The 23,161-nt window shown below is 59.9% G+C and carries 22 protein-coding genes; 7 read left to right on the top strand and 15 right to left on the bottom strand.

The window, feature by feature from the left end; translation table 11 throughout:
- Nucleotides 1–8 precede the first annotated feature (8 nt).
- The 6 genes from tauC to HDC32_RS23170 all read right to left on the bottom strand — a co-directional run bounded on the left by tauC (nt 9) and on the right by HDC32_RS23170 (nt 7,379).
- On the bottom strand, nt 9–845 hold the full coding sequence (gene tauC / locus HDC32_RS23195) for a taurine ABC transporter permease TauC (protein WP_184745601.1): 837 nt from the start codon (nt 843–845) through the stop codon (nt 9–11).
- Entirely contained in the window at nt 842–1,621 is a 780-nt protein-coding gene (gene tauB, locus HDC32_RS23190; protein ID WP_065948520.1) for a taurine ABC transporter ATP-binding subunit, read from the bottom strand. Before tauB ends, tauC begins: the two co-directional genes overlap by 4 nt.
- A 17-nt stretch (nt 1,622–1,638) precedes the next feature.
- The gene (gene tauA / locus HDC32_RS23185; protein WP_184745599.1) at nt 1,639–2,616 is read right to left on the bottom strand and encodes a taurine ABC transporter substrate-binding protein; all 978 of its coding nucleotides are present in this window, start codon (nt 2,614–2,616) and stop codon (nt 1,639–1,641) included.
- Nucleotides 2,617–2,861: 245 nt separating this feature from the next.
- On the bottom strand, nt 2,862–4,445 hold the full coding sequence (gene gshA / locus HDC32_RS23180; RefSeq protein ID WP_184745597.1) for a glutamate--cysteine ligase: 1,584 nt from the start codon (nt 4,443–4,445) through the stop codon (nt 2,862–2,864).
- 214 nt (nt 4,446–4,659) lie between these two features.
- A complete protein-coding gene (locus HDC32_RS23175) occupies nt 4,660–5,043 on the bottom strand; it encodes a PaaI family thioesterase (protein ID WP_065925818.1) in 384 nt (127 codons plus the stop codon).
- On the bottom strand, nt 5,043–7,379 hold the full coding sequence (locus HDC32_RS23170) for a Tex family protein (protein ID WP_145335804.1): 2,337 nt from the start codon (nt 7,377–7,379) through the stop codon (nt 5,043–5,045). Before HDC32_RS23170 ends, HDC32_RS23175 begins: the two co-directional genes overlap by 1 nt.
- A gap of 356 nt (nt 7,380–7,735) precedes the next feature.
- Between HDC32_RS23170 and ompR the strand changes: the two genes are divergently transcribed.
- The gene (ompR, locus tag HDC32_RS23165) at nt 7,736–8,476 is read left to right on the top strand and encodes a two-component system response regulator OmpR (protein ID WP_015373500.1); all 741 of its coding nucleotides are present in this window, start codon (nt 7,736–7,738) and stop codon (nt 8,474–8,476) included.
- 116 nt (nt 8,477–8,592) lie between these two features.
- Entirely contained in the window at nt 8,593–9,906 is a 1,314-nt protein-coding gene (locus tag HDC32_RS23160) for an ATP-binding protein (protein WP_115487864.1), read from the top strand.
- 95 nt (nt 9,907–10,001) lie between these two features.
- Here HDC32_RS23160 and rimK read toward each other — a convergent pair whose 3' ends face one another.
- From rimK to HDC32_RS23145, 3 genes are read right to left on the bottom strand one after another with little or no spacing between them, the layout of a single operon-like run.
- A complete protein-coding gene (gene rimK, locus HDC32_RS23155) occupies nt 10,002–10,907 on the bottom strand; it encodes a 30S ribosomal protein S6--L-glutamate ligase (protein WP_003171022.1) in 906 nt (301 codons plus the stop codon).
- Nucleotides 10,904–11,368: an ATP-dependent zinc protease gene (locus HDC32_RS23150; protein WP_409438491.1), complete on the bottom strand. Its 465-nt coding sequence runs from the start codon at nt 11,366–11,368 to the stop codon at nt 10,904–10,906. The genes rimK and HDC32_RS23150 overlap by 4 nt, the downstream gene beginning before the upstream one ends.
- A gap of 32 nt (nt 11,369–11,400) precedes the next feature.
- The gene (locus tag HDC32_RS23145) at nt 11,401–12,180 is read right to left on the bottom strand and encodes an EAL domain-containing protein (protein ID WP_145335807.1); all 780 of its coding nucleotides are present in this window, start codon (nt 12,178–12,180) and stop codon (nt 11,401–11,403) included.
- Nucleotides 12,181–12,296: 116 nt separating this feature from the next.
- On the opposite strand from HDC32_RS23145, the gene HDC32_RS23140 reads away from it, so the two are divergent.
- Nucleotides 12,297–12,704, top strand: a complete 408-nt coding sequence (locus HDC32_RS23140) for an RNA-binding S4 domain-containing protein (RefSeq protein WP_131696975.1) — start codon at nt 12,297–12,299, stop codon at nt 12,702–12,704.
- Between the two features lie 63 nt (nt 12,705–12,767).
- On the opposite strand, the gene HDC32_RS23135 is transcribed toward HDC32_RS23140, so the two are convergent.
- Nucleotides 12,768–13,571, bottom strand: coding sequence for a phosphatase PAP2 family protein (locus tag HDC32_RS23135; RefSeq protein ID WP_145335809.1), 804 nt, complete (start codon nt 13,569–13,571; stop codon nt 12,768–12,770).
- A 126-nt stretch (nt 13,572–13,697) separates the two neighbouring features.
- Between HDC32_RS23135 and hslO the strand changes: the two genes are divergently transcribed.
- Together hslO and HDC32_RS23125 are read left to right on the top strand one after the other, a co-directional pair.
- On the top strand, nt 13,698–14,600 hold the full coding sequence (gene hslO, locus HDC32_RS23130) for an Hsp33 family molecular chaperone HslO (RefSeq protein WP_145335811.1): 903 nt from the start codon (nt 13,698–13,700) through the stop codon (nt 14,598–14,600).
- 179 nt (nt 14,601–14,779) lie between these two features.
- Nucleotides 14,780–16,321 (top strand): phosphoenolpyruvate carboxykinase, encoded by a 1,542-nt coding sequence (locus HDC32_RS23125; RefSeq protein ID WP_131696972.1) that lies wholly within the window; start codon nt 14,780–14,782, stop codon nt 16,319–16,321.
- Nucleotides 16,322–16,378: 57 nt separating this feature from the next.
- Here HDC32_RS23125 and HDC32_RS23120 read toward each other — a convergent pair whose 3' ends face one another.
- The 5 genes from HDC32_RS23120 to HDC32_RS23100 all read right to left on the bottom strand — a co-directional run bounded on the left by HDC32_RS23120 (nt 16,379) and on the right by HDC32_RS23100 (nt 19,622).
- Nucleotides 16,379–17,230, bottom strand: a complete 852-nt coding sequence (locus HDC32_RS23120) for a DMT family transporter (RefSeq protein ID WP_184745724.1) — start codon at nt 17,228–17,230, stop codon at nt 16,379–16,381.
- 185 nt (nt 17,231–17,415) lie between these two features.
- Entirely contained in the window at nt 17,416–17,772 is a 357-nt protein-coding gene (locus HDC32_RS23115; RefSeq protein WP_131696971.1) for a DUF1493 family protein, read from the bottom strand.
- Nucleotides 17,773–18,049: 277 nt separating this feature from the next.
- Entirely contained in the window at nt 18,050–18,520 is a 471-nt protein-coding gene (locus HDC32_RS23110) for a hypothetical protein (protein ID WP_167655976.1), read from the bottom strand.
- A gap of 332 nt (nt 18,521–18,852) precedes the next feature.
- On the bottom strand, nt 18,853–19,452 hold the full coding sequence (locus HDC32_RS23105; RefSeq protein WP_131696968.1) for a putative adenosine monophosphate-protein transferase Fic: 600 nt from the start codon (nt 19,450–19,452) through the stop codon (nt 18,853–18,855).
- Nucleotides 19,452–19,622 (bottom strand): YhfG family protein, encoded by a 171-nt coding sequence (locus tag HDC32_RS23100; protein ID WP_131696967.1) that lies wholly within the window; start codon nt 19,620–19,622, stop codon nt 19,452–19,454. The genes HDC32_RS23105 and HDC32_RS23100 overlap by 1 nt, the downstream gene beginning before the upstream one ends.
- Before the next feature lie 176 nt (nt 19,623–19,798).
- Between HDC32_RS23100 and HDC32_RS23095 the strand changes: the two genes are divergently transcribed.
- Nucleotides 19,799–20,974, top strand: coding sequence for a tetratricopeptide repeat protein (locus HDC32_RS23095; protein WP_184745593.1), 1,176 nt, complete (start codon nt 19,799–19,801; stop codon nt 20,972–20,974).
- 226 nt (nt 20,975–21,200) lie between these two features.
- Entirely contained in the window at nt 21,201–23,138 is a 1,938-nt protein-coding gene (locus HDC32_RS23090) for an ATP-dependent DNA helicase RecQ (RefSeq protein WP_184745591.1), read from the top strand.
- Nucleotides 23,139–23,161: the final 23 nt, after the last annotated feature.

Here is a 23,161-nt window from a genome sequence, read left to right as displayed (position 1 = left end):
GTTCTCACTCAATGTGCCTGGCCATGCCAAGGCACTAACTTACGCTGCAGGGCGCGCAGGCCCATTTCCATGGCGAAGGCGATCAGGGCGATCACCAGGATCCCCAGCACCACCACATCGGTGACCAGGAACTGCGCCGCCGACTGCACCATGAAACCCAGGCCGCTGGTGGCCGCGATCAGTTCGGCGGCGACCAGGGTCGACCAACCTACACCCAGGCCGATGCGCACACCGGTTAGGATGTCGGGCAGGGCGCTCGGCAGGATCACATGGCGAATCAGTTGGGCACGGGTGGCGCCCAGCGACTGCGCCGCACGCAGCTTGGCCGGGTCGACGGTGCGCACGCCGGTCGCGGTCGCGATGGCGATGGGCGCAAAGATCGCGAGGTAAATCAGCAGCACCTTGGACAGCTCGCCGATACCGCACCAGATCACGATCAATGGCAGATAAGCCAGGGGCGGAATTGGCCGGTAAAACTCGATCAGCGGGTCGAGAATGCCGCGGGCGATGCGGTTGGAACCGATGGCAATCCCCACCGGCACGGCGGTCAGCACCGCGAAGCCCAGGCCCAGGCCGATCCGGCTGAGGCTCGCGCCCAGGTGCTGCCACAAGGTGGAATCCATATAGCCCGCAGTCGCCAGCAGCCAGCCTTTTTGCAGCACGGCGGAGGGCGGTGGCAGGAACAACGGTTCGATCAGGCCCGTGGTGGTGACGGCCCACCAGAGGGCCAGCAAGGTGACCAGGGTCAACAGGCTGATCCAGCGCGTGCTCAGGCTGCGACGGACAGGAATAACCGCGTGGGCCACCGGCTTGGCAGCGGTGGCGGGGAGTTCGTAGCTGCTCATGCGGACACCTGCCGTTGCGAGAACACTTTGCCCAGCACGTGCTCACGGGTTTCGATAAAGCGCGGGTCGGACTTGATCGCCCGCGCCGACTCGCCGGCCGCGTAGCGCTGGCCGAAGTCCAGGTGCAGACGCTCGACGATCTGCCCCGGGTTGGGCGCCAACAGGATCAGGTCGGTGGCGAGGAACACCGCTTCTTCGATGTCATGGGTAATCAGGAACACCGGCTTGGCCGTGCGTCGCCAGACTTGCAGCAACAGTTCCTGCATCTGTTCGCGGGTGAAGGCATCGAGGGCGCCGAAGGGTTCGTCCATCAGCAGCACGCGCGGGTCGGCGGCCAAGGCGCGAGCCAGGCCGACGCGTTGCTTCTGGCCGCCGGAGAGTTGCCAGATGCGGCGATTGTCGAAGCCGGCGAGGTCCACCAGCGCGAGCATTTCCCGGGCACGCACTTCACGCTGCGCCTTGGGCACGCCGGCCAGTTCCAGGCCGAAGCCGACATTGGCCAACACGTCCTGCCAGGGCAGCAGCGCGTCGTCCTGGAACACCACGCCGCGTTCGGCGCTGGGACCTTTGACCGGTACGCCATCGAGGGTGATGCGCCCGGCAGAAGGTTCGACAAAGCCGGCAATCAGGTTCAACAGCGAAGTCTTGCCACTGCCGGACGGGCCGAGGGCTACCAGCAATTGCTGGGGCCCCAGGTCGAGTGAAATGTCGGACAGTACCGGTTCTGTGGCGCCTGGGTACTGTGCGCTGATGCGCTCCAGTTGTAGCAAGGCCATCGCGATGAACTCCTGGATCAGTTGGTGATGAACTTGGCGCTGACGTAAGGGGCGTAGTCCGGCAGCACGGCGTCGACCTTGCCTTGTTCCTTGAGGAACGCAGCGGTATCGGTCACGGCCTTGGTGGTCGGTGCGCCCAGCAGGGTCACCTGGTCAGCGGCCAGCGGGTAGACGTTGCCTTGCAGCAGCAGCGGGATGTCACTGGCTTTGGCGCCGGAGAGCTTCACCAGTTTGTCGACGTTGCCTTTTTCGGCGAGCCAGGCTTGTGGGTCTTTGCGGTACGCGGCGTAGGCATCCAGAGTGACTTTGGCGAAGGCTGTGACGATTTCCGGGTGTTTCTCGGCGAATTCCTTGCGCACGATCCAGGCATCGAAGGTCGGCGCGCCGAACTTGGCCAGCTCGCCGGAGGTGATCAGCACCTTGCCGTTTTCCTTGGCCACGCCCAGTGCTGGGTCCCATACGTAAGTGGCGTCGATGTCACCGCGCTTCCAGGCCGCGATGATCGCCGGCGGGGCGAGGTTGAGGATGGTCACTTTCGACGGGTCAATGTTCCAGTGCTTCAGCGCGGCCAACAGGCTGTAGTGGCCGGTGGAAACGAAGGGCACGGCGACCTTCTTGCCGATCAGGTCCTGAGGGCCGTTGATCCCGGAACCGTTGCGCGCCACCAGGGCTTCGGCACCGCCGATCTGAGTGGCAACCAGGAAGGTTTCCACCGGCACTTTACGGGTGATCGCAGCGGTCAGCGGGCTGGAACCGAGGTAGCCGATCTGCACGTCGCCGGAGGCAATGGCGGCGATGATGTCGGCGCCATTGTCGAATTTGCGCCAGTCGATCTTGGCGTTAGTGGCTTTTTCGTACGCACCGTCGGCCTGGGCAACTTTTGCCGGGTCTACGGTGGTCTGGTAAGCGATGGTCACATCCGCCGCCTGGGCAAACAGGCTGGCACCGGCCAGGGACAACGCGGCCATGAGGCGCAGAGGGTTTAACAGTTTCAAGGGGAAGCTCCTCAATCAGGCGGCCGAGGGTCGGCGTGTGAGGAGACTAAATGATCTAAGAATTCGAAAATAAATAACATTTTCGAATTAGCTTATGGGCGGAAGGTTGAAGCGAATCTTGAGCTTGATTGCGGGCAAATGTGGGAGGGGGCTTGCCCCCGATGGCGGTAGATCAGTCAGTGATGGGTTGACTGACCCAGTGCAATCGGGGGCAAGCCCCCTCCCACAATGGACCGAGTTCGGTCTTAGTTACTGATCGCCAGAATGCTCGCCTGGTACGACCCGACAAACACATCAAAGTCGCCCACTTCGTTCTGCTCCAGCTCCGCCTGCTGTGCCAGCGATGTGCGCGCCAGCTCTTCAAAGCGTGCTTGTTCCTCAGCCGGCAACGGCTCGCGGCGGAAATACTCGGCATGCACCTCGCTCTGGTGCAGGGAGAACTGCGCAAAACTTTCTTTGCGCTCGGCCATCGCCGCCAATACCTGCGCCGAAGGGGTCAGGGACGGGTCCTTGACCTTGGCCAACTGGGCGTCCAGTGCCTGGCTGTGTTCGGTGATGCCGTGGCTTTCATCCAGCAGCGCAGCCAGCGGGGCAATCTTCTCCAGCAGCTCCGTAGCCCATTCCTTCATGTCCACGGCCTGGCCCTTGCGCTGCAATTGCAGGCCCGGGCGCCGGCCTTCCTTGACCACGCTGAGGAAGTTGGACGTGGCGTTGCCGCACTCGTTGTCGGCGAACAGCGGGCTGTCGTTCAGCGCGCAGTACAGCAGGAATGCGTCGAGGAAACGCGACTCTGGCAGGTCGATGCCCATCGGCAGGAACGGGTTGATGTCCAGGCAGCGCACTTCGATGTACTGGATGCCACGGGCCATCAGCGCCTGGATCGGCCGCTCGCCGGTATAGGTCACGCGCTTGGGGCGGATGTTGGAGTAGTACTCGTTTTCGATCTGCAGGATGTTGGTGTTGAGCTGTACCCACTCACCGTCCTTGTGGGTACCGATTTCGACATAGGGCGCGTAGGGCGTTGCCACTGCTTCGCGCAGGCTGTCGGTGTAGCTGGCCAGGTCGTTGTAGCACGGCGTCAGGCCGGCCTGGGCGTTGCTCTGGTAACCCAGGTCGCTCATGCGCAGGCTGGTGGCGTACGGAAGGTACAGGGTGTCGGCGTCGAGTACTTCCAGTTGGTGCGAGCGACCACGCAGGAAACCCGCGTCCAGGGCCGGCGAGGCACCGAACAGGTACATCAGCAGCCAGCTGTAGCGGCGGAAGTTGCGGATCAGCGCGATATAGGCGGTGGACTGATAGTCGCGGTCGGTGCCGACGAAGCCTTCAGTCTCCTTGAGCAGCGGCCACAACGGTTCCGGCAGGGAAAAGTTGTAGTGGATGCCGGCGATGCACTGCATGGTCTTGCCGTAACGCAGGGCCAGGCCCTTGCGGTACACGTACTTGAGCTGTCCGATATTGGAGGTGCCGTAGTAGGCAATCGGAATGTCTTCCTCGGCCGGCAACGGGCACGGCATCGAGGGGCTCCACAGGTACTCACTGCCGAGCTTGGTGTAGGCAAAGCGATGGATCTTGTTCAGGCTGCTCAGGGTATCGGCCGGGTTGGGCAGGGCCGGAGTAATGAACTCCAGCAGCGATTCCGAGTAGTCGGTGGTGATCTGTTCATGGGTCAACGCGGCGCCCAGGGCTTCGGGGTGCGGCGTTTGCGCCAGGCGACCGTCACCGGTGACACGTAGGCATTCACGCTCGATGCCGTGCAAGCACTGTTCTAGCAGGGAGAGGTGTTCGCGCTTGCCGAGCAGGGCCAGGCGGCGGTTGAGAAGTTCGCTCAAGTTGGATTCCTTCACGCGTCAGTCGCCCCAATATGGGGGTGGGCAGGACGGTCTACAAGGGTGAAGTTGAAACTGGCGTGATCGCCTGGTTTTGAGTCGATTTGACCCGCGTTAAAAAAGCCTACTTCACTCCATGAATTGGGCTATAGCGCAGCAAGAAAATTCCGACGCTGTTATCGCAGCGCCGAAATTAACTCAAATCGGGGGCTTGGAGCTATAGGACAGCGAACGTGCCCTGTGCTTTTGCGACAAGTCTTTCGTCCTGATACACATCGGCTTCGACCACCAGCGTGCGCCGACCGGCGTGAATCACGCGGCTGGTGCACAGCACGTCACCGTCTTCCACGGCGCGGATGTAGTTGATCTTGCATTCGATAGTAGCGCTCTGCTGGTCAAACCCATGGGCGCTGGAACAGGCCAGCCCCATGGTGATGTCCACCAGGCTGAATATCGCCCCGCCATGAAGCTTGCCCGCGCGGTTGCGCAGGTGCGGCTCCAGGGTCAGGGCCACTTCGGCAACGCCTTCTTCGAGGCGTTGCAGGCGGCAGCCGATCAGTTCGCTGAACGCGCTCTGGGTCAAGCCGGCGGGTATTTCCATCAGCGTTTCTTCAACTGCTTGGCGTTGGCGAACAGCGAGGCCATGGCGTTGTTGCTTGGCGCTGCGGTAGCGGTTTCCTTGCGCGGTTGACTGTTTTCAGAGCGGTTCTGCGACTGGCGCGGTGCCGAGCCAGGACGTGCACCACGGGCGCCGTCGATTTTTTCGCCTGGGGTGTCGCCCATGCGCATCGATAGGCCAACGCGTTTGCGCGGGATGTCGACTTCCATGACCTTGACCTTGACCACATCACCGGCTTTCACCGCTTCGCGCGGATCTTTGATGAACTTCTCCGAAAGCGCAGAAATGTGCACCAAACCGTCCTGATGCACGCCGATGTCCACAAACGCGCCGAAGTTGGTCACGTTGGTGACCACACCTTCGAGGATCATGCCCAGTTGCAGGTCCTTGAGGTCTTCCACGCCGTCCTGGAACTCGGCGGTCTTGAACTCGGGACGCGGATCGCGGCCAGGTTTTTCCAGCTCTTGCAGGATGTCGGTGATGGTCGGTACGCCGAAGGTTTCGTCAGTGTACTTCTTCGGATCCAGGCGCTTGAGGAACGCGGCGTCGCCGATCAGCGAACGAATGTCGCGACCGGTTTCGGCGGCGATGCGTTGCACCAACGGATAGGCTTCCGGGTGAACGGCTGACGAATCCAGCGGGTTGTCGCCGTTCATCACGCGTAGGAAGCCGGCGGCTTGCTCGAAGGTTTTTTCACCCAGGCGTGCGACTTTTTTCAGCGCGGCACGGGTTTTGAAAGCACCGTTTTCGTCGCGATGAGTGACGATATTCTGCGCCAGGGTGGCATTGAGGCCGGAGATGCGCGCCAGCAACGCCACGGAGGCAGTGTTCACGTCCACGCCCACGGCGTTTACGCAGTCTTCCACCACCGCATCCAGGCCGCGCGCCAGTTTCAGCTGCGACACGTCGTGCTGGTACTGGCCGACGCCAATGGATTTAGGATCGATTTTAACCAGTTCGGCCAGCGGGTCCTGCAGGCGACGGGCAATGGACACCGCGCCACGGATCGACACGTCGAGGTCCGGGAATTCCTTGGACGCCAGTTCCGATGCCGAGTACACCGAAGCACCGGCTTCGGAGACCATCACCTTGGTCATCTTCATGGCTGGGTATTTTTTGATCAGTTCGGCGGCCAACTTGTCGGTTTCACGGCTGGCGGTGCCGTTGCCGATGGCGATCAGGTCCACCGCATGCTTGGCGCACAGGGCGGCCAGGATGGCGAGGGTCTGGTCCCACTTGTTGTGCGGCACGTGTGGGTACACGGTGGCGTGGTCCAGCAGCTTGCCGGTGGCATCCACCACGGCGACCTTGCAGCCGGTGCGCAGGCCGGGGTCGAGGCCCAGGGTGGCGCGCGGGCCGGCCGGGGCGGCCAGAAGCAGGTCGTGCAGGTTGTGGGCAAATACGTTGATCGCTTCGGTTTCGGCGCCGTCGCGCAACTCGCCGAGCAGGTCGGTTTCCAGGTGGGTGTAGAGCTTGACCTTCCAGGTCCAGCGCACGACTTCACCGAGCCACTTGTCCGCAGGACGATTCTGATTCTGGATACCGAATTGTTGCCCGATCATGCCTTCGCACGGGTGCATGGTGCCCGGCAGTTCGTCGCCGACTTTGAGTGCGGAGCTGAGGATGCCTTCGTTGCGACCGCGGAAAATCGCCAGCGCACGGTGGGACGGCATGCTTTTCAGCGGTTCGTCGTGTTCGAAGTAGTCGCGGAACTTGGCGCCTTCTTCCTCTTTGCCGACGATGACGCGGGCGCTGAGGGTGGCTTCCTGTTTCAGATAGTTGCGCAGTTTTTCCAGCAGGTTGGCGTCTTCGGCGAAGCGCTCCATCAGGATGTACTTGGCGCCTTCGAGGGCGGCCTTGACGTCGGCAACGCCTTTTTCAGCGTTGACGAAGCGTGCGGCTTCGGTGTCCGGGGTCAGCGACGGGTCGTTGAACAGGCCGTCGGCCAGTTCGCCCAGGCCGGCTTCCAGGGCGATCTGGCCCTTGGTGCGGCGCTTCTGTTTGTACGGCAGGTAAAGGTCTTCGAGGCGGGTCTTGGTGTCGGCGAGCTTGATGTCGCGTTCCAGCTGCGGGGTCAACTTGCCCTGTTCCTCGATGCTGGCGAGGATGCTGATACGCCGTTCGTCGAGTTCTCGCAGGTAGCGCAGGCGTTCTTCCAGGTGCCGCAGTTGGATGTCGTCGAGGCTGCCGGTCACTTCTTTCCGGTAACGGGCGATGAAGGGCACCGTGGAGCCTTCATCCAGTAGAGCGACGGCCGCTTCGACCTGTTGTGGGCGTACACCGAGCTCTTCGGCGATGCGGCTGTTGATGCTGTCCATAAAACCACCTGAAATTCTGAAAAGCAGCCCGCTGGCCCAAAAAACAAGGCCTTGCGCGGCTGGTTGAGCGGCCCGACTGGCGCCGCTACCTGGGTCAAGAGGCAGCCTATTGACCCTCGAAATCGAAAAAATCACGACAAACGGGTGAAAAAAGCCCGGTATTAAACGGCAACGATCTGACGTTGCCCTGCACGAAGGCGCCGCATTATAACCAGCGTTCTGCCCTTGGGGGGTACTGCGCCAATGGTTGGAAGGGGCGGGTTCGCTGGCAGCAGAGGAAAAATCTGCTAACAATGCACACGGTGCGTATAACGGCAGCTACGCCATAATGCGCGCCGAGATAAGAGGAGCATCCAATGAGCAGCACTGCACAAACTGCTGAAGGCGAAAAAATTCTCATCGTTGATGACGATCCGGGGCTGAGCAGCCTGCTGGAGCGTTTCTTCAACTCCAAGGGCTATCGTGCCCGCGCGGTGCCGAACACCGAGCAGATGGACCGTCTCCTGGGGCGCGAAGTATTCAACCTGGTCGTACTCGACCTGATGCTGCCCGGCGAAGACGGCCTAACCGCCTGCAAGCGCCTGCGCGGCGCGAACAACCAGATTCCAATCATCATGCTTACCGCCAAGGGCGATGAGCTGAGCCGCATCAAGGGCCTCGAGCTGGGCGCTGATGACTACCTGGCCAAGCCCTTCAACCCTGACGAGTTGATGGCGCGGGTCAAAGCCGTGTTGCGTCGTCAGGCACCGCCGGTACCGGGCGCGCCAGGCAGCGAAGACGAAAGCGTTACCTTTGGCGACTACGAACTGTCGCTGGCGACCCGCGAACTCAAGCGTGGCGACGAAGTGCACATGCTCACCACCGGTGAATTCGCCGTGCTCAAGGCCCTGGTGATGAACGCGCGTCAGCCGCTGACCCGCGACAAACTGATGAACCTGGCCCGCGGTCGCGAATGGGACGCCCTGGAGCGCTCCATCGACGTGCAGATTTCCCGTCTGCGCCGGATGATCGAGCCGGACCCGTCGAAGCCTCGGTATATCCAGACGGTATGGGGTGTGGGTTATGTGTTTGTGCCGGATGGCACCGCCACGAAGTGACCGATGATTTGCAGGGCGGGCATCCTGGCGTTTGACTCCATGAGGGTCGACGGGATGCCCGGCGTCTGCAATTCTGCGAGCGCCGCTCGTTCCTGCAAGGTGTCCAGCTGTCTTCTATGAAAACCCCTCTGTGGTTCCCGCAAAGTTTCTTCTCCCGCACCCTTTGGCTGGTGCTGATCGTCGTGCTGTTTTCCAAGGCGTTGACACTGGTTTATCTGCTGATGAACGAAGACGTGCTGGTGGACCGGCAGTACAGCCATGGTGTCGCCCTGACGCTGCGTGGTTACTGGGCTGTAGACCCTGAGAACCGGGAAAAAGTAGCCAAGGCGTCGACGTTGACCCGCGTTGACGGGGCGGGTGTGCCCGAGGGTGAGCAGCATTGGCCCTACAGCGAGATCTACCAACGCCAGATGCAGGCCGAGCTGGGCGAGGACACCGAGGTGCGCTTGCGCATGCATGTTTCACCTGCGCTGTGGGTGAGGGCGCCGAGCCTTGGCGATGCTTGGATCAAGGTTCCGCTGTATCCGCATCCTTTGCGGGGGCAGAAGATCTGGAACGTGTTGGGCTGGTTCCTGGCTATCGGCTTGCTTTCCACCGCGTCCGCGTGGATTTTCGTTCGTCAGCTTAACCAACCGCTTAAACGCCTGGTATTTGCCGCCCGCCAACTGGGCCAGGGGCGCAGCGTGCGCCTGCCGGTCAGCGATACGCCCAGTGAAATGACCGAGGTGTATGGCGCCTTCAACCAGATGGCGGAGGATGTCGAACAGGCCGGGCGCGAACGCGAGCTGATGCTGGCGGGGGTGTCCCATGACTTGCGCACGCCATTGACGCGATTGCGCCTGTCCCTGGAGCTGATGGGCAACCATAGCGACCTCACCGACGACATGGTTCGCGACATCGAAGACATGGACGCGATTCTCGACCAGTTCCTGGCGTTTATCCGCGATGGACGTGACGAGGTGGTGGAGGAAGTCGATCTCACGGACCTGGTGCGTGAGGTTGTCGCGCCCTACAACCAGAATGGCGAGCAAGTGCGCATGCGCCTTGAACCGATCCAGCCGTTTGCGTTGCGTCGGGTGTCGATGAAGCGCCTTCTCAACAATCTGATCGGCAACGCTTTGCACCATGCCGGTTCGGATGTGGAAGTGGCTGCGTATGTGTCCGGCGACAGTGCCGCGCCGTACGTGGTGCTGAGTGTAATGGACCGGGGGGCGGGCATCGATCCGGACGAGCTGGAGGGTATCTTCAACCCCTTCACCCGTGGCGACCGTGCCCGGGGTGGCAAGGGGACCGGTCTGGGGCTGGCGATCGTGCGGCGGATTGCTTCGATGCACGGCGGAAATGTCGAGTTGCGTAACCGCGAAGACGGTGGCCTGGAAGCGCGGGTGCGCTTGCCGCTTGGGCTGATGCTGCCAAGAGATGCGGTATAGAAACAGCTGCAAGTTTCAAGCTTAAAGCCGCAAGAGAAAGGCAGACAGCTTTTGCCCTTTCTTGCAGCTTATAGCTTGAAGCTAACGCCGCGTCTCTAACCCTTGCCTTTGGTCCTGGTCATATTCGGTCCACCATTCTTCTCCAGATGCTGAATGATGATCCCCGCCACATCCTTCCCTGTGGTGGTCTCGATCCCTTCCAGCCCCGGCGACGAGTTGACCTCCATCACCAGCGGGCCGTGATTGGAGCGCAGGATATCCACACCCGCCACGGCCAACCCCATGACCTTGGCCGCTCGCAACGCGGTCATGCGTTCTTCAGGTGTGATCTTGATCAGGCTGGCGCTGCCGCCGCGGTGCAGGTTGGAGCGGAACTCTCCGGGCTTGGCCTGGCGCTTCATGGCTGCGATCACCTTGTCGCCCACCACGAAGCAGCGAATATCCGCACCGCCGGCTTCCTTGATGTACTCCTGGACCATGATGTTCTGCTTGAGGCCCATGAACGCCTCGATCACGGATTCCGCTGCGGTCGCGGTTTCACACAGTACTACACCGATGCCCTGGGTGCCTTCCAGCACCTTGATCACCAGCGGCGCGCCGTTGACCATTTCGATCAGGTCGGGAATGTCGTCGGGGGAGTGTGCAAAGCCAGTGACCGGCAGCCCGATGCCCCGCCGCGAGAGCAGTTGCAACGAGCGTAATTTATCCCGCGAACGTGCAATGGCCACGGATTCATTGAGGGGGAAAACCCCCATCATTTCGAACTGGCGCAACACGGCGCAGCCATAGAACGTCACCGAGGCGCCAATACGCGGGATCACCGCATCAAACCCTTCGAGGGGCTTGCCGCGATAGTGGATCTGCGGCTTGTGGCTGGCAATGTTCATATAGGCACGCAACGTGTCGATCACTACCATTTCATGGCCACGTTCGGTGCCGGCCTCGACCAGGCGGCGGGTGGAATACAGACGCGGGTTTCGCGACAGCACAGCAATCTTCATGCAGCACCTGGGGCAGAAATAGTAGAGACCGGGAACACCGGCTTGTCTTGAACGTACTTGACGCCGGGATTGACCACCAGATGGCCGTCAATCAGCGCCTTGGAACCCAGTAACAGGCGGTAACGCATGGCTTTGCGACAGGCCAGGGTGAACTCCACCCGCCATACCCGATCACCCAGCGCCAGGGTGGTGCTGATCACGTAGCGCACCTGCGCATGGCCATTGGAGCTCTTGATGGTTTTCATGGTCACCAGGGGCGCCTCGCAGCGGCGGTGACGCAGTTGCACAACGCTGCCCAGGTGCGCGGTAAAGCGCACCCATTTCTCACCGTTGCGCTCAAAAGGCTCGATATCGGTGGCATGCAGGCTGGAGGTGCTGGCACCGGTGTCGATCTTGGCGCGCAGGCCCGCCACTCCCAAGTCGGGAAGTGCCACCCACTCACGCAGACCTACAACGGTCAAATGGTCAAATGTCTTCAATTATGGGTAACCGATCAATTCGCCCAGGCTTTCGGTGAAACCTCGGCCAGGGCTTTGAATGCAGGCTTGGCGAACCAGTAGCCTTGCATCAGAAATATTCCACAGTCAGACAGAAAGTCGCGCTCGCCGGCACTTTCGATGCCTTCGGCGATGACAGTAACGTTCAACTGCTCACAGATTGTGACAATTCCCTGGACGATCACCTGACGGACACGATCCTGGTCGACATCGCGGATCAGTGCCATGTCGAGTTTGATCAGGTCAGGTTGGAAATCGGCCAGCAGATTCAGCCCCGAATAGCCCGCGCCGAAGTCGTCGATGGCGGTCTTGAAGCCGAACTCGCGGTATTCACGCAGAATATTCGTCAAATGGCGATAGTTATCTACATGCTCGCTTTCCAGCGTCTCGAAAATCAGTTGGTCCAGCGGAAAATTGTGCGCGCGAGCCGCCTCAAGGGTGCTTCGGATGCACAACTCCGGACGGTACACGGCATTGGGCATGAAGTTGATGGATAGGCGGGTTTGCATCCCCAAGGCTGCAGCACCGGCGATCGCCTGGGTGCGGCAGCGCTGGTCGAAGCGGTAGCGGTTGCTGTTATTGACCTTCTCCAGCACCGATATCGCCCCTTCGCCCTGTGTACCGCGCACCAAGGCTTCGTGGGCATAAATCGAATGGTCCCGAAGGTCTACGATAGGCTGGTAGGCGAAAGCAAAATCGAAACCCAGGGGTTCGCTTTGCTGGCAGCCTGCGCAACGCTGGTCAGGCGAGGTGAGTGAAGTGGGAAAGTCGGTCACGGCGTATCCTCGCGAAAACAGGGTGCTACCTGGCGTATCTTAGGTGAGCCTTGAGGTTTATGCGTCGAAGGGTTTCAACGTTACAGTTGCGACATTTGTCAGAGCGAGGAATTCAAGTGGCTCAAAAGCAGGAAGAGGAAGAAAAGGTCCGTCTGGACAAGTGGCTGTGGGCGGCGCGTTTCTTTAAAACCCGTGCCTTGGCCAAGGCCGCGATTGAGAGTGGCAAAGTGCATCATCGAGGCGAGCGCTGTAAACCGGGCAAAGAGCCACGTGTCGGTGATGAGTTGCAGATTCGGATAGGTTTTGACGAAAAGACTGTCGTGGTGCAGGCACTTTCCATCGTGCGCCGTGGCGCCCCCGAAGCACAGGCGCTGTACACCGAAACCGAAGCGAGCATTGCCAGGCGCGAAAATGCGGCAGCCATGCGCAAGGCGGGCGCCACGGGGATGACCACCGATGGCAAGCCGAGCAAGAAACAGCGCCGCGACCTGTTCAAGTTTCGCGGTAGTGGCAATGATGACTGATTGCGCAGCGGCCCATTCAAGTGTTGGAGGGGGCAAGCCCCCTCCAACATTTGGCCTGCAGCGTTAAGGGGATGTGCGCACGACGCTCAATCCACCGATCACCGGCAGCTTGCCGAGTAGCCCGAAGATCGGCATCGTCACTTGTAACAAAGCGCCCGACACCTTCGCCGCAAACGGCGTGTAATACCCCCAGCCCAACGCCAACAGCGCCAGCAACACACCGCCGATGTAATCGTCCTGCCCCCAATGTGCGCCCGCCACCAGCCGCGGCATCATGAACAACAGCGCCAGGCCCCAGATCACCAGCACCTGGCCGACGCGCTTGGCGAACACGGTCATGAACATTGCCCAGATCAGCAACACCGAGGCGTGATCCCCCGGAAAGCTTTGGCTTGAGCGGTCCTTCAGTTCCCAGGTCCTCTCCAACCCCGGGAAATAGTCACTCATCTGGATAGCCCCGGCGATGACCATCGACGGGCTACTGTGTTGCCAACCCATCTGCGCCGCGAGTTTGGAAAACAGCATGCGGATAAACAGCAGGAGCAACAAAATGCCGACAAAACCTAACAGTGCCTGGCGGACCTGCACGGCCTCGAACACCCAGTCGCCACGAATCAGCAGCATCAGCAGGATCACCCCGACCACTGCATCAAACGGCCGCAAACTGGCCACGGCCCATACGTGCAGCCATGTTGCGTTGCTCGCCAGCGGGTCGTTGAGAAGGTGAAACAGCCACTCGTCGAAAATCACACACAGCATCTGTCCCGTGGGCCACAGCCAAAAACACAGCAGCCCGATAGCGAGTAGATTGCACAGAGCCCATCGCCGGAGGTTCCACTTGGCTTGGAACAAACCCGGATTGTTCATAAACTGTCCCTCTTCGCTCTATATAAGCTCTCTGTTTCCAGGAGAAAGCCGCACCAAGATGGTGCTAAAGCGTTTAATTTTATAAACCTTGTAACCAATTTGTCATCAATTCAGATACCCAGACCTATGACTGATCTACCGGATACCGACTTCACCCAACGCTTCATCTTCGACGAGAGCGACGCCCGCGGCGAAATGGTTTCGTTGGAGCGCAGCTACGCCGAAGTCCTCGCCAAGCACCCCTATCCGGAGCCGGTCGCACAACTGCTCGGTGAGCTGATGGCAGCTGCTGCGTTGCTGGTAGGCACCATGAAGTTCGACGGTTTGCTGATCCTGCAGGCCCGATCCGAAGGGCCGATTCCGCTGTTGATGATCGAGTGCTCAAGCGAGCGCGAAATCCGCGGCCTGGCCCGTTATGAAGACGACCAGATTGCCCCGGACGCCACCCTGGCCGAGCTGATGCCTAACGGCGTCCTGGCGCTGACCGTCGACCCGACCGTAGGCCAGCGTTACCAGGGCATCGTCGACCTCGACGGCAAAACGCTGTCGGAATGCTTCACCAACTATTTCGTGATGTCCCAGCAAGTGGGTACCAAGTTCTGGCTCAACGCCGACGGCAAGCGCGCCCGTGGCATGTTGCTGCAACAACTGCCGGCCGACCGTATCAAGGACGACGAAGATCGCGCTGAAAGCTGGCGGCACTGCATTGCCTTGGCCGATACCCTGAAAGCCGAAGAACTGCTGGGCCTGGACAACGAAACCATCCTGCACCGCCTTTACCACGAAGACCCCGTGCGCCTGTTTGACGCGCAGACTCTGCACTTCCACTGCAGCTGCTCCCGTGAGCGTTCAGGGAACGCCCTGGTCAGCCTGGGCCTGGAAGATGCGCAGAACCTGGTGGTGGAACACGGTGGAAATATCGAGATCGACTGCCAGTTCTGCAACGAGCGCTACCTGTTCGACGCTGCCGATGTAGCGCAATTATTCGCTGGCGCAGGTATCGACACGCCTTCCGACACCCGCCACTAAAACGTTTAAGCACAGGTAAATCACCTGTCAAATGCCGGATTAGAGGCGTTCTGACGGGAGGGCCCTACTCTTTTTGGGCTTTTCTGGCATAATCCGGCCCACTTTTTTCGCGGTAGTAGTGCGCAACTTTCTACTACAAAACGTTTGGAGCACTCGGCCACAGGCCGACGGGGAACCTCATGACGCAAGCCAATAACGCCGTATACACCGATCTGAGTGTTGACGATCTGGTCAAAGAAGCCCTGCAGCGCGGTGAAGGCGTGCTTGCCGATACCGGCGCGCTGGTCGTCGAAACCGGTCACCGTACCGGCCGTTCGCCAGTCGACCGTTTCATCGTTGAAGAGCCTTCCACCCAGGATTCCATCGCCTGGGGCCCGATCAACCGCAAGTTCCCGGCCGACAAGTTCGATGCCCTGTGGGCACGCGTCGAGGCGTTCAATAACGCGCAAGAGCATTTCGTTTCCCACGTTCACGTAGGGGCTTCCGAAGACCACTACCTGGCCGTGAAAATGACCACCCAGACTGCCTGGCAGAACCTGTTCGGTCGTTGCCTGTTCATCAACCCTGCCCAGTACAACCCGGCCGGTCGTGACGAGTGGCAAGTGCTCAACGTAGCCAACTTCGAGTGCGTGCCGGAGCGTGACGGCACCAACTCCGACGGTTGCGTGATCCTCAACTTCGCGCAGAAAAAAGTGCTGATCGCCGGCATGCGCTACGCCGGTGAAATGAAGAAAGCCATGTTCTCGGTGCAGAACTACCTGCTGCCGGCTTCCGACGTACTGCCGATGCACTGCGCCGCCAACATTGGCGAAGCAGGCGACGTGACCCTGTTCTTCGGTCTGTCGGGCACCGGCAAGACCACCCTGTCCGCCGACGAAAGCCGTTACCTGATCGGTGACGACGAACACGGCTGGGGCGAAGGCGTGGTGTTCAACATCGAAGGCGGTTGCTATGCCAAGTGCATCGACCTGTCCGAGAAGAACGAACCGGTTATCTGGAAAGCCATCAAGCACGGCGCCGTGCTGGAAAACGTCGTGATCGACGACGCCAAGCACGCCGACTATGCCGACGTCAGCCTGACCCAGAACAGCCGCGCCGCCTACCCGCTGGAGCACGTTGCCAAGCGTTCCGAGAAGAACCTGGGCGGCGAGCCAAACGCGGTGATCTTCCTGACCTGCGACTTGACCGGCGTACTGCCGCCCGTGTCCATCCTCAGCGAAGAACAAGCGGCCTACCACTTCCTGTCCGGCTACACCGCACTGGTGGGTTCGACCGAAATGGGTTCGGGCAGCGGCATCAAGTCGACCTTCTCCACCTGCTTCGGCGCGCCGTTCTTCCCACGCCCGGCTGGTGAATACGCAGAGCTGCTGATCAAGCGCATCCGCGGCTTCGGTTCCAAGGTCTACCTGGTCAACACCGGCTGGACCGGCGGCGGCTACGGCGTTGGCAAGCGCTTCAACATCCCGACCACTCGCGGCGTGATCGCAGCGATCCAGAGCGGCGCGTTGATCGGTGCTGAAACCGAACACCTCGACACCATCAACCTCGACGTGCCATTGGCCGTACCGGGCGTTGAGACCGGCCTGTTGAACCCACGTAACACCTGGGCTGACAAGGCGGCTTACGATGAAGCGGCGAAGGCGCTGGCTGGCCTGTTCATCGAGAACTTCAAGAAGTTTGAAGTGAGTGATGCGATCAAGGCTGCGGGTCCGAAGTTGTAAGATTCGGTCGCTGTTAAAAAGCCGCCCCTTGTGGGCGGCTTTTTTGTGCGTGAAAGGTTAGTCGACGATATGCAAGAGCACCGCCCCGACCAGCACCAGCACAACTCCCAGCACTTGCACCGCCGACAACCGTTCCTTGAAAAACACAAACCCCAGAATCGCCGCAATCCCCCCTGATAACGTACTGATCACCGTCACCACCGACACCGACCCCGCCATCGCTCCCCACGAAAACGCCGAAAATCCACCCAGGTTCATCAGGCTTGCCCCTGTCAGCGTGGCGCAGTTTTTCAGCGGCGGAATCTTCAGGCCGTCCTTGATCCTCAGCACCATCAACACCAGCACGCACAGCCCTACCAGATAGCCGAGCCAGAGCATGGTGATCGGCCCCAGCGCAGGTAGCGTGTAGCGACCTTGCAGCCAGAAACTGGTGCCGTATAGCAAGGCGGCAAGCATCGCGTAGGCGATCGAGCGGTTTGAGCTGTTGTGTGGGATGCCATTGTCCTTGTGGAGGCTGGAAAGGATCACGCCGATGACGCACAGGGCGATGCAGCCGAGTTGGATCAGGCTCATGTGTTCGCCGCTGGCCCAGGACAGCAGGGTGGTGACGACGCCGTAGGACGTCACCAGTGGCGCCACGATGGCGGCTTTGCCCAGGGCGAAGGCCTTGGACAGGGCAAGGGCGCCGGAGACGGTGAACAGTGCGGCGGCAATGCCCAGCAGCCAGACGCTCAGCGAGGCGTTAAGGGACTTGAACAGCAGGGCCGGGAAGATGGCCAGCAGCAGGGTCATGATCACGAAGCCGAGGGCCTGGCCGAAGTACACCGCGCGCTTGACGCCCACGGCCCGGGCGTTGAGACCCACGAGGAAATCCGTACCACCCCAGAGCAGGGCGGCCAGCAGGCCCATTGTTACGTCCATGTAAGGTCCTTGTTGTTTTGAGCGCGGCTTGCCAGGTTAGCGCAGATCCAATGTGGGAGGGGCTTGCTCGCTATAGCCGGGTGTCAGTCATCGATCGGCTGGCTGATACACCGCTATCGGGAGCAAGCCCCCTCCCACATGGGATCTGCGGTGTGCCTCGGGCCGGTGTTCGCTCAGCTGAGGTTCTCCAGCGTTTGTGTGTCCCAGCTGTGAGTCTTGATGGCCAGGTAGAGCATGCCGATGGTCAGCGGGACCTTGTCGGCATGCCCCTTGGCCCGACGTTTAAGGAACACGTCAAAGACCGGTGGGTTGAAGTAACGATAAGTGTCGTAGTCGCCCAGGTCGAGGGCGAATTCCTGCTCCAGCGCTTCCATCAGTTGCTTGGCTTCACTGCCGTCACAACCCAGGTCGAAATTGAGTGAGGTTTGCAGGCGGATGGTCTTGTGTTTCGGCAGGCCGATTTCTTCGTGCAGCAGTTGCAGGAGTTGCTGCATCACGGGGTCTTCGGGGAAGTTGGGGGCGAGGTTCATGGTGGGGGCACGCAGGAGTGGATGAAGGGGCTGGTTGCGTTGGAAGCGGTATTTGTTTCGAGTGATGAAGAGCGCCAAGCCTATCAAGAATACAAAGACAGGTAGGAGGGGCATTCTGAGGATCACCGCTACATAGGGTAGTAGGAACGTCAAAATAAGGCCTGTTGTAAGAAATGTGACTGCGAAGTGCTTTCTGAGCATTGGGTCTGTGATTTGGTAGTGCAGCACCAAATAGATAATGAGAAAGGAAGCGGATTGAAGGTAAGGGGCCATGTCACTAAGACTCGTCCGGGTAGACATGCATTGAGAGTGTTGACCGCTGAGGCCCTATGCCTCCTCTCACACTGGCATCCAGACCGATGATGATGTCTCCAGCGTGATATCTACGAAGCTTGCCGGAAATCGTATCTCCAACGAAGCCCGCGGTTACGGTTGAAATGGCAATCCCCGGTGCTTTAACCGCTCCGGAGATTATGTGTTTGATGAGCACGTTTTGATCGTTTAACCGATCGGCCTGATTCCGTCTCAAAGGATGGGAAATCGCGACCGCCATTTCGCATGGCAAGTCTCTGGCCAGCATTTTTTCGTACAGCCTACGTATCTGATCGCGCACTTGTCGCGCTGCCGTTTTTGTTTCAAGCAGGCATAGATTGGCCAAAGCATGCCGATTGTCAGGCACAACAGTGAAGCGATTCACTGTGAAGATGACGCCATAGTGGCCGATGTGTTGAGCCCTTTCGATGTTCACAGGTTTCTGCCGAGAAAGTTGAGACCGCGCTATTTTCATTCAGCTACGGGTAACTTCTGTAGAGGGTCAAGCGGGTGTTTGGAGCAGTTTGGGAAGGGGATGTCGCGGTATTTGGAGGTTTCCTACGGCCGTTTCCGGCATTTGTGGCTTGGCAGTGACTTAACAAGCAAAGCTGGTCAATTGTAGGAGCGAACTTGTTCGCGAAAAACTCAAGGACGCCGCGTTTCTTCTGGTTTACCGCGTCGTCGTTGATGATTTTCGCGAGCAAGCTCGCTCCTACAAAGGGTGTTGCTTAGATTTCAGAGCATTCCCACGCAGGGCGTGAGGAATGATCACTGCCCTGCAGGCCTGCTGATACACCGCTCAAAAATCGCCTCCAACCCCCGATAATCACACGCCACCGCGTCAATATTCGCCGGTATCCATGCCGCGTGTTTCACCAGCCACCAGTTCACTGAAAACCCCGCGTTCACGATGATCTGTTCAAACAAAATCCGCTGCGCCCGGCCGTTGCCCTCGCGGAAGGGGTGGATGACGTTGAGGTCGCCATAGGCTTCGGCAATCTTGCTTATCAACTCGGTTTGGCTGGCACCAACAAACCAGTTTGCCTCTTCCATCTGCCGGATAATCTTCGCGGCTTCCGGAGGGATGCGCTCCGGGGTGCAGAACAGGGTGTCGCCTTTCTGGATGTTCACGCTGCGCAACTCACCGGCCCAGTCGTAGATGTCACCGAACAGCGTGCGGTGGATGTGTTGCAGGCGGTCGAGGTCGTAGGGCGGGGGGAAGAGCGGGAGGCTGCCTACGGCGATTTCGGATAATTCCCGCTCGGCCTGGTGCAGGCGGGCTTCGTCGAGCAAATCGAGGCGGTTGCGCAGGACGCTGCTATCGGGATAGCAGTACGGATCCTGGCCCACCCCGTATTTGTCGAGCATCAGCGTGGGGTATTGCGGTACTTGGCAAGCACGGATTCGCGGGTCGGCAGGGGTTTGTCGACGTCGGCCGGCTGGGTGTCGAACCCTTCCAGGCGCAGGCTGGCCAGGTAATTGGAACGGCGGATCTTGTGGTAATGATCCTGTTTTTGCTCAAACGTCAGTTCGCTCATCGCAGCGCACTCCTGGGTAGCAAGGTTTGATTGTAGCGCAATGCTTCAACGGGAAGGCGGGATAAAAACCACGTCACATTCTGTACAAAAAATCCGCCGACACCCGGAATTCAGCGTATGTTTCACCGCAAAATCTTGTAGGGCGATTTCCGCCCGCTACTTAAAGGGAGTTAAGCATGGGTTTGCTTCGTGTTGCTTCGACGGTGTCATTGTGTGCGGTGGCTTTTTCGGTCCAGGCCGGACAGTTGCCGATCGAAGTGCTCAGTGCGGTGGTCAAGGACCAGAAAATCGCCGATGCCGAAGTGCTGCTGCAACGTAACGGCGCACAGAATGTGGTGGGCCGCACCAACGCGCAGGGCCAAGTGACGCTGACCAGTGAGGCCGCCGATGATGCGAGCAACCTGCTGATCATCAAGAAGCCCGGCTACTCCAACCTGGTGGTGAAGTGCCCATGCGCGGGCATGACCTACGCCATCAGCCCGGTGATGGAAAACCTCGATGGCCTGCGTGTGGTGCTGACGTGGGGCAAGACGCCGAGTGACCTCGACTCCCACATGATTTTCCCCGGCAATAACATCTATTTCGAGAACCAGAAGGGGACCGACGCCGAGTTGGATGTGGATGACACCGACAGCTACGGCCCGGAAACCATCACCCTGCAGAAAAAACACTACGGCGAAAGCTACGTCTATGCCGTGCACGACTACAGCAATGGCGGCAACCCAGGCTCGCGCCAGTTGTCTGACAGCGAAGCCAAGGTGTTCGTGTACATGGGTCAATCGCTGGTGCGTACCTACTACGTGCCTAAAAACCGCAGCGGCAACCTGTGGACGGTGTTCCGCATGACCGGCAGCGGCGACTTCCAGGACATCAACACCTTCAGTGGCGTGACAGTGAATGCCGCCAATGTGCTGAACGAAGTCAAGCCGCTGCTGGATGACAGCGTCGCGGTCACCGCAGTCACCGTCAGCTCTTCCATACAAACAGATGCGAAGCGTCTGAACCTGCAGGGTGAAGCGGCCTACCAGGCCGGCAAGCTGGACCAGGCCATCGACCTGTTCCGCCAGGCTATCGAGTTGGACAATGGCTTCGGCAAGGCCTATGGCAACCTCGGCTTGGCTTATCAGAAAGCCGGTAACACTGCCGAGTCGATCTGGGCCAACCGCAAGGCTATCGCCCTTGCCACCGGCGCCAATGCTGCCACCGTGCGTGCAGGTGCCTACTACAACATTGCGCGGATCTACGAAGCGGCGGGGCAGTTCCCGGATGCGTTGCGTCACTACCAGTTGGCCAAGGAGCAGAAGGCCAACCCGGTGTATGACACGGCGATTGAGCGGGTACAGAATCGCTGATTCAGCTGTAGCGCAGTTCTGAAATGTGGGAGGGGGGCAATCCCCCTCCCACATTTGGTTTGTGGTGTTCCTACAGCCACAGTCGAACTTGTCGAATTTGGCCCAAGGCCATTGCTGCACCCTGTGTATCATCCTGTCTCTTTTTTCCATGCGACCTTTCTCGATTCGCTGAGCTCAGTGGGCTACGTTTTTAGGCCACCTTCAGCGGTCAATGGAGTGACAGCTTATGCACGACACCCTCCAACAGGTCTTTGGTTATCCACAGTTTCGTTTGGGCCAGGAAGAAACGGTCAGCGCCGTACTGGCGGGTCGTTCGGCTGCGGCCATTTTTCCTACGGGGTCGGGCAAGTCCCTGTGTTACCAACTGTCGGCGGTGTTGCTGCCGCACCTGACACTGGTGGTGTCGCCGCTGCTGGCGTTGATGCAGGACCAGTTGGGCTTCCTGCAACGCCATGGTATTTCGGCGGGCAGTATCGATTCGGCGCAAAGCCGCGAGGACGCCAATGACGTGATGGCCCGCGCACGTTCCGGCGAGCTGAAAATCCTGATGATCTCGGTGGAGCGCTTGAAGAACGAGCGTTTTCGCCACTTCCTGCAAAGTGTGCAGATCTCGCTGCTGGTGGTGGATGAGGCGCACTGTATTTCCGAGTGGGGCCACAACTTCCGCCCGGATTATTTGAAGCTGCCGGACTACCAGCGCCAGTTCAAGATCCCACAAGCGCTGCTGCTGACGGCGACGGCCACGCCCAAGGTGATTGCCGACATGCAGGCCAAGTTCGCCATTGCGCCCGACGACGTGGTCACCACGGGCTTCTACCGGCCCAACCTCAACCTGTTGGTGGAGCCGGTCGCCGGTGCGGACAAACGTCGTCGCCTGGTGCAGTGGATGAGCGCGCGGGCCAACCAGCCCAGCATCGTCTACGTCACCTTGCAGAAAACCGCCGAGCAGATTGCCGAGCACCTGAACCGCAACGGCATCCAGGCCGAGGCGTATCACGCCGGCTTGCCCCACGACAGGCGTGAGGGCATCCAGCAGCGCTTCATGGGTGGGCGCTCCAATTGCATCGTCGCTACCATCGCGTTTGGCATGGGGATCGACAAGAGCGATATCCGCAATGTCGTGCATTTTGACCTGCCCAAATCCATCGAGAACTACAGCCAGGAAATCGGCCGCGCGGGGCGGGATGGGCAGCCCTCGGACTGCCTGGTGCTGGCCAACCGCGACAGCCTCAATGTGCTGGAAAACTTCGTGTATGGCGATACGCCGGAGCAGGACGGTATTCGGCGGGTGCTGGAAGAGTTGCAGGCAGCGCGCAGTGAAGGGCAATGGGAGTTCCTGCTGAGGTCGCTGTCGGACCACAGCAATATCCGCGAATTGCCGCTGAAGACGTTGCTGGTGCAACTGGAGCTCAAGGGCGTTATCGCGCCGCGCTACGCGTTTTATGCCGAGTACCGCTTCAAGTACCTGGTCGAGCCCGAGGCCCTGCTGGCGCGTTTTTCCGGCGAGCGCCAGCAGTTTGTCGCGGCGATCATCCAGGTGTGCAAACGCGCAAAAACCTGGGCGACCGTGGATTTTGACGCGCTTTACCAGCAACACAATGCCGAGCGCAGCCGGGTGGTGAAGGCCCTGGATTACTTCCAGGAACAAGGCCTGATCGAGTTGGAAAGCAAGCAGATGACCGAAGTCTACAGCCTGCTGGATACCGACTTTGATCCACAGGTGTTGAGCCTCGAGTTATACACAGGCTTCAAGCAGCACGAGGTGACGGAAGTGGCGCGGATTCACGCCATGCTTGATCTGTTCGCCACCGAACATTGCCTGGGGCAGCGGCTGGCGCATTACTTTGGTGATGAAAACGCACCGCTGCGCTGCGGGCACTGCTCCGTATGCTACGGCCACGTCGCGCATCTGCCGGCACCGCCGAGCCTGCCGCCGCTTGTGGATAAAAACTTCATGGGGCTGTGCGGTGATTTTATCCACAGGCATCATGAGCACACCGGCCAACTGCCAGGCGCTGAGCGACTGACACGTTTTCTGGGCGGTATCAGCGTGCCGTTGTTTACCAAGTTGAAGGCGCGCGGCATTCCTGGTTTTGCTGCGCTGGAGGACTATCCCTACGCCGATGTGCGTGAGTGGGCCCAAGTCCATTTGAATGACCTGTAACCCTACTTTCATGAGACGTGCCC

Source organism: Pseudomonas sp. JAI120 (assembly GCF_014207255.1).
In the GTDB taxonomy this organism is placed as follows: Bacteria; Pseudomonadota; Gammaproteobacteria; order Pseudomonadales; family Pseudomonadaceae; genus Aquipseudomonas.
This window is presented reverse-complemented; position numbering and strand designations above follow the sequence as displayed.

What these genes read in the sequence shown, in the direction of transcription:
- hslO (WP_145335811.1), top strand. Translation starts at nt 13,698, where the DNA reads ATGACTGATCTACCGGATACCGACTTCACCCAACGCTTCATCTTCGAC.
- HDC32_RS23120 (WP_184745724.1), bottom strand. Translation starts at nt 17,230, where the DNA reads ATGGGCCTGCTGGCCGCCCTGCTCTGGGGTGGTACGGATTTCCTCGTG.
- HDC32_RS23135 (WP_145335809.1), bottom strand. Translation starts at nt 13,571, where the DNA reads ATGAACAATCCGGGTTTGTTCCAAGCCAAGTGGAACCTCCGGCGATGG.
- HDC32_RS23175 (WP_065925818.1), bottom strand. Translation starts at nt 5,043, where the DNA reads ATGGAAATACCCGCCGGCTTGACCCAGAGCGCGTTCAGCGAACTGATC.
- HDC32_RS23115 (WP_131696971.1), bottom strand. Translation starts at nt 17,772, where the DNA reads ATGAACCTCGCCCCCAACTTCCCCGAAGACCCCGTGATGCAGCAACTC.
- ompR (WP_015373500.1), top strand. Translation starts at nt 7,736, where the DNA reads ATGAGCAGCACTGCACAAACTGCTGAAGGCGAAAAAATTCTCATCGTT.
- rimK (WP_003171022.1), bottom strand. Translation starts at nt 10,907, where the DNA reads ATGAAGATTGCTGTGCTGTCGCGAAACCCGCGTCTGTATTCCACCCGC.
- tauB (WP_065948520.1), bottom strand. Translation starts at nt 1,621, where the DNA reads ATGGCCTTGCTACAACTGGAGCGCATCAGCGCACAGTACCCAGGCGCC.
- HDC32_RS23090 (WP_184745591.1), top strand. Translation starts at nt 21,201, where the DNA reads ATGCACGACACCCTCCAACAGGTCTTTGGTTATCCACAGTTTCGTTTG.
- HDC32_RS23105 (WP_131696968.1), bottom strand. Translation starts at nt 19,452, where the DNA reads ATGCTCGACAAATACGGGGTGGGCCAGGATCCGTACTGCTATCCCGAT.
- tauC (WP_184745601.1), bottom strand. Translation starts at nt 845, where the DNA reads ATGAGCAGCTACGAACTCCCCGCCACCGCTGCCAAGCCGGTGGCCCAC.
- HDC32_RS23170 (WP_145335804.1), bottom strand. Translation starts at nt 7,379, where the DNA reads ATGGACAGCATCAACAGCCGCATCGCCGAAGAGCTCGGTGTACGCCCA.
- HDC32_RS23160 (WP_115487864.1), top strand. Translation starts at nt 8,593, where the DNA reads ATGAAAACCCCTCTGTGGTTCCCGCAAAGTTTCTTCTCCCGCACCCTT.
- HDC32_RS23100 (WP_131696967.1), bottom strand. Translation starts at nt 19,622, where the DNA reads ATGAGCGAACTGACGTTTGAGCAAAAACAGGATCATTACCACAAGATC.
- HDC32_RS23095 (WP_184745593.1), top strand. Translation starts at nt 19,799, where the DNA reads ATGGGTTTGCTTCGTGTTGCTTCGACGGTGTCATTGTGTGCGGTGGCT.
- HDC32_RS23125 (WP_131696972.1), top strand. Translation starts at nt 14,780, where the DNA reads ATGACGCAAGCCAATAACGCCGTATACACCGATCTGAGTGTTGACGAT.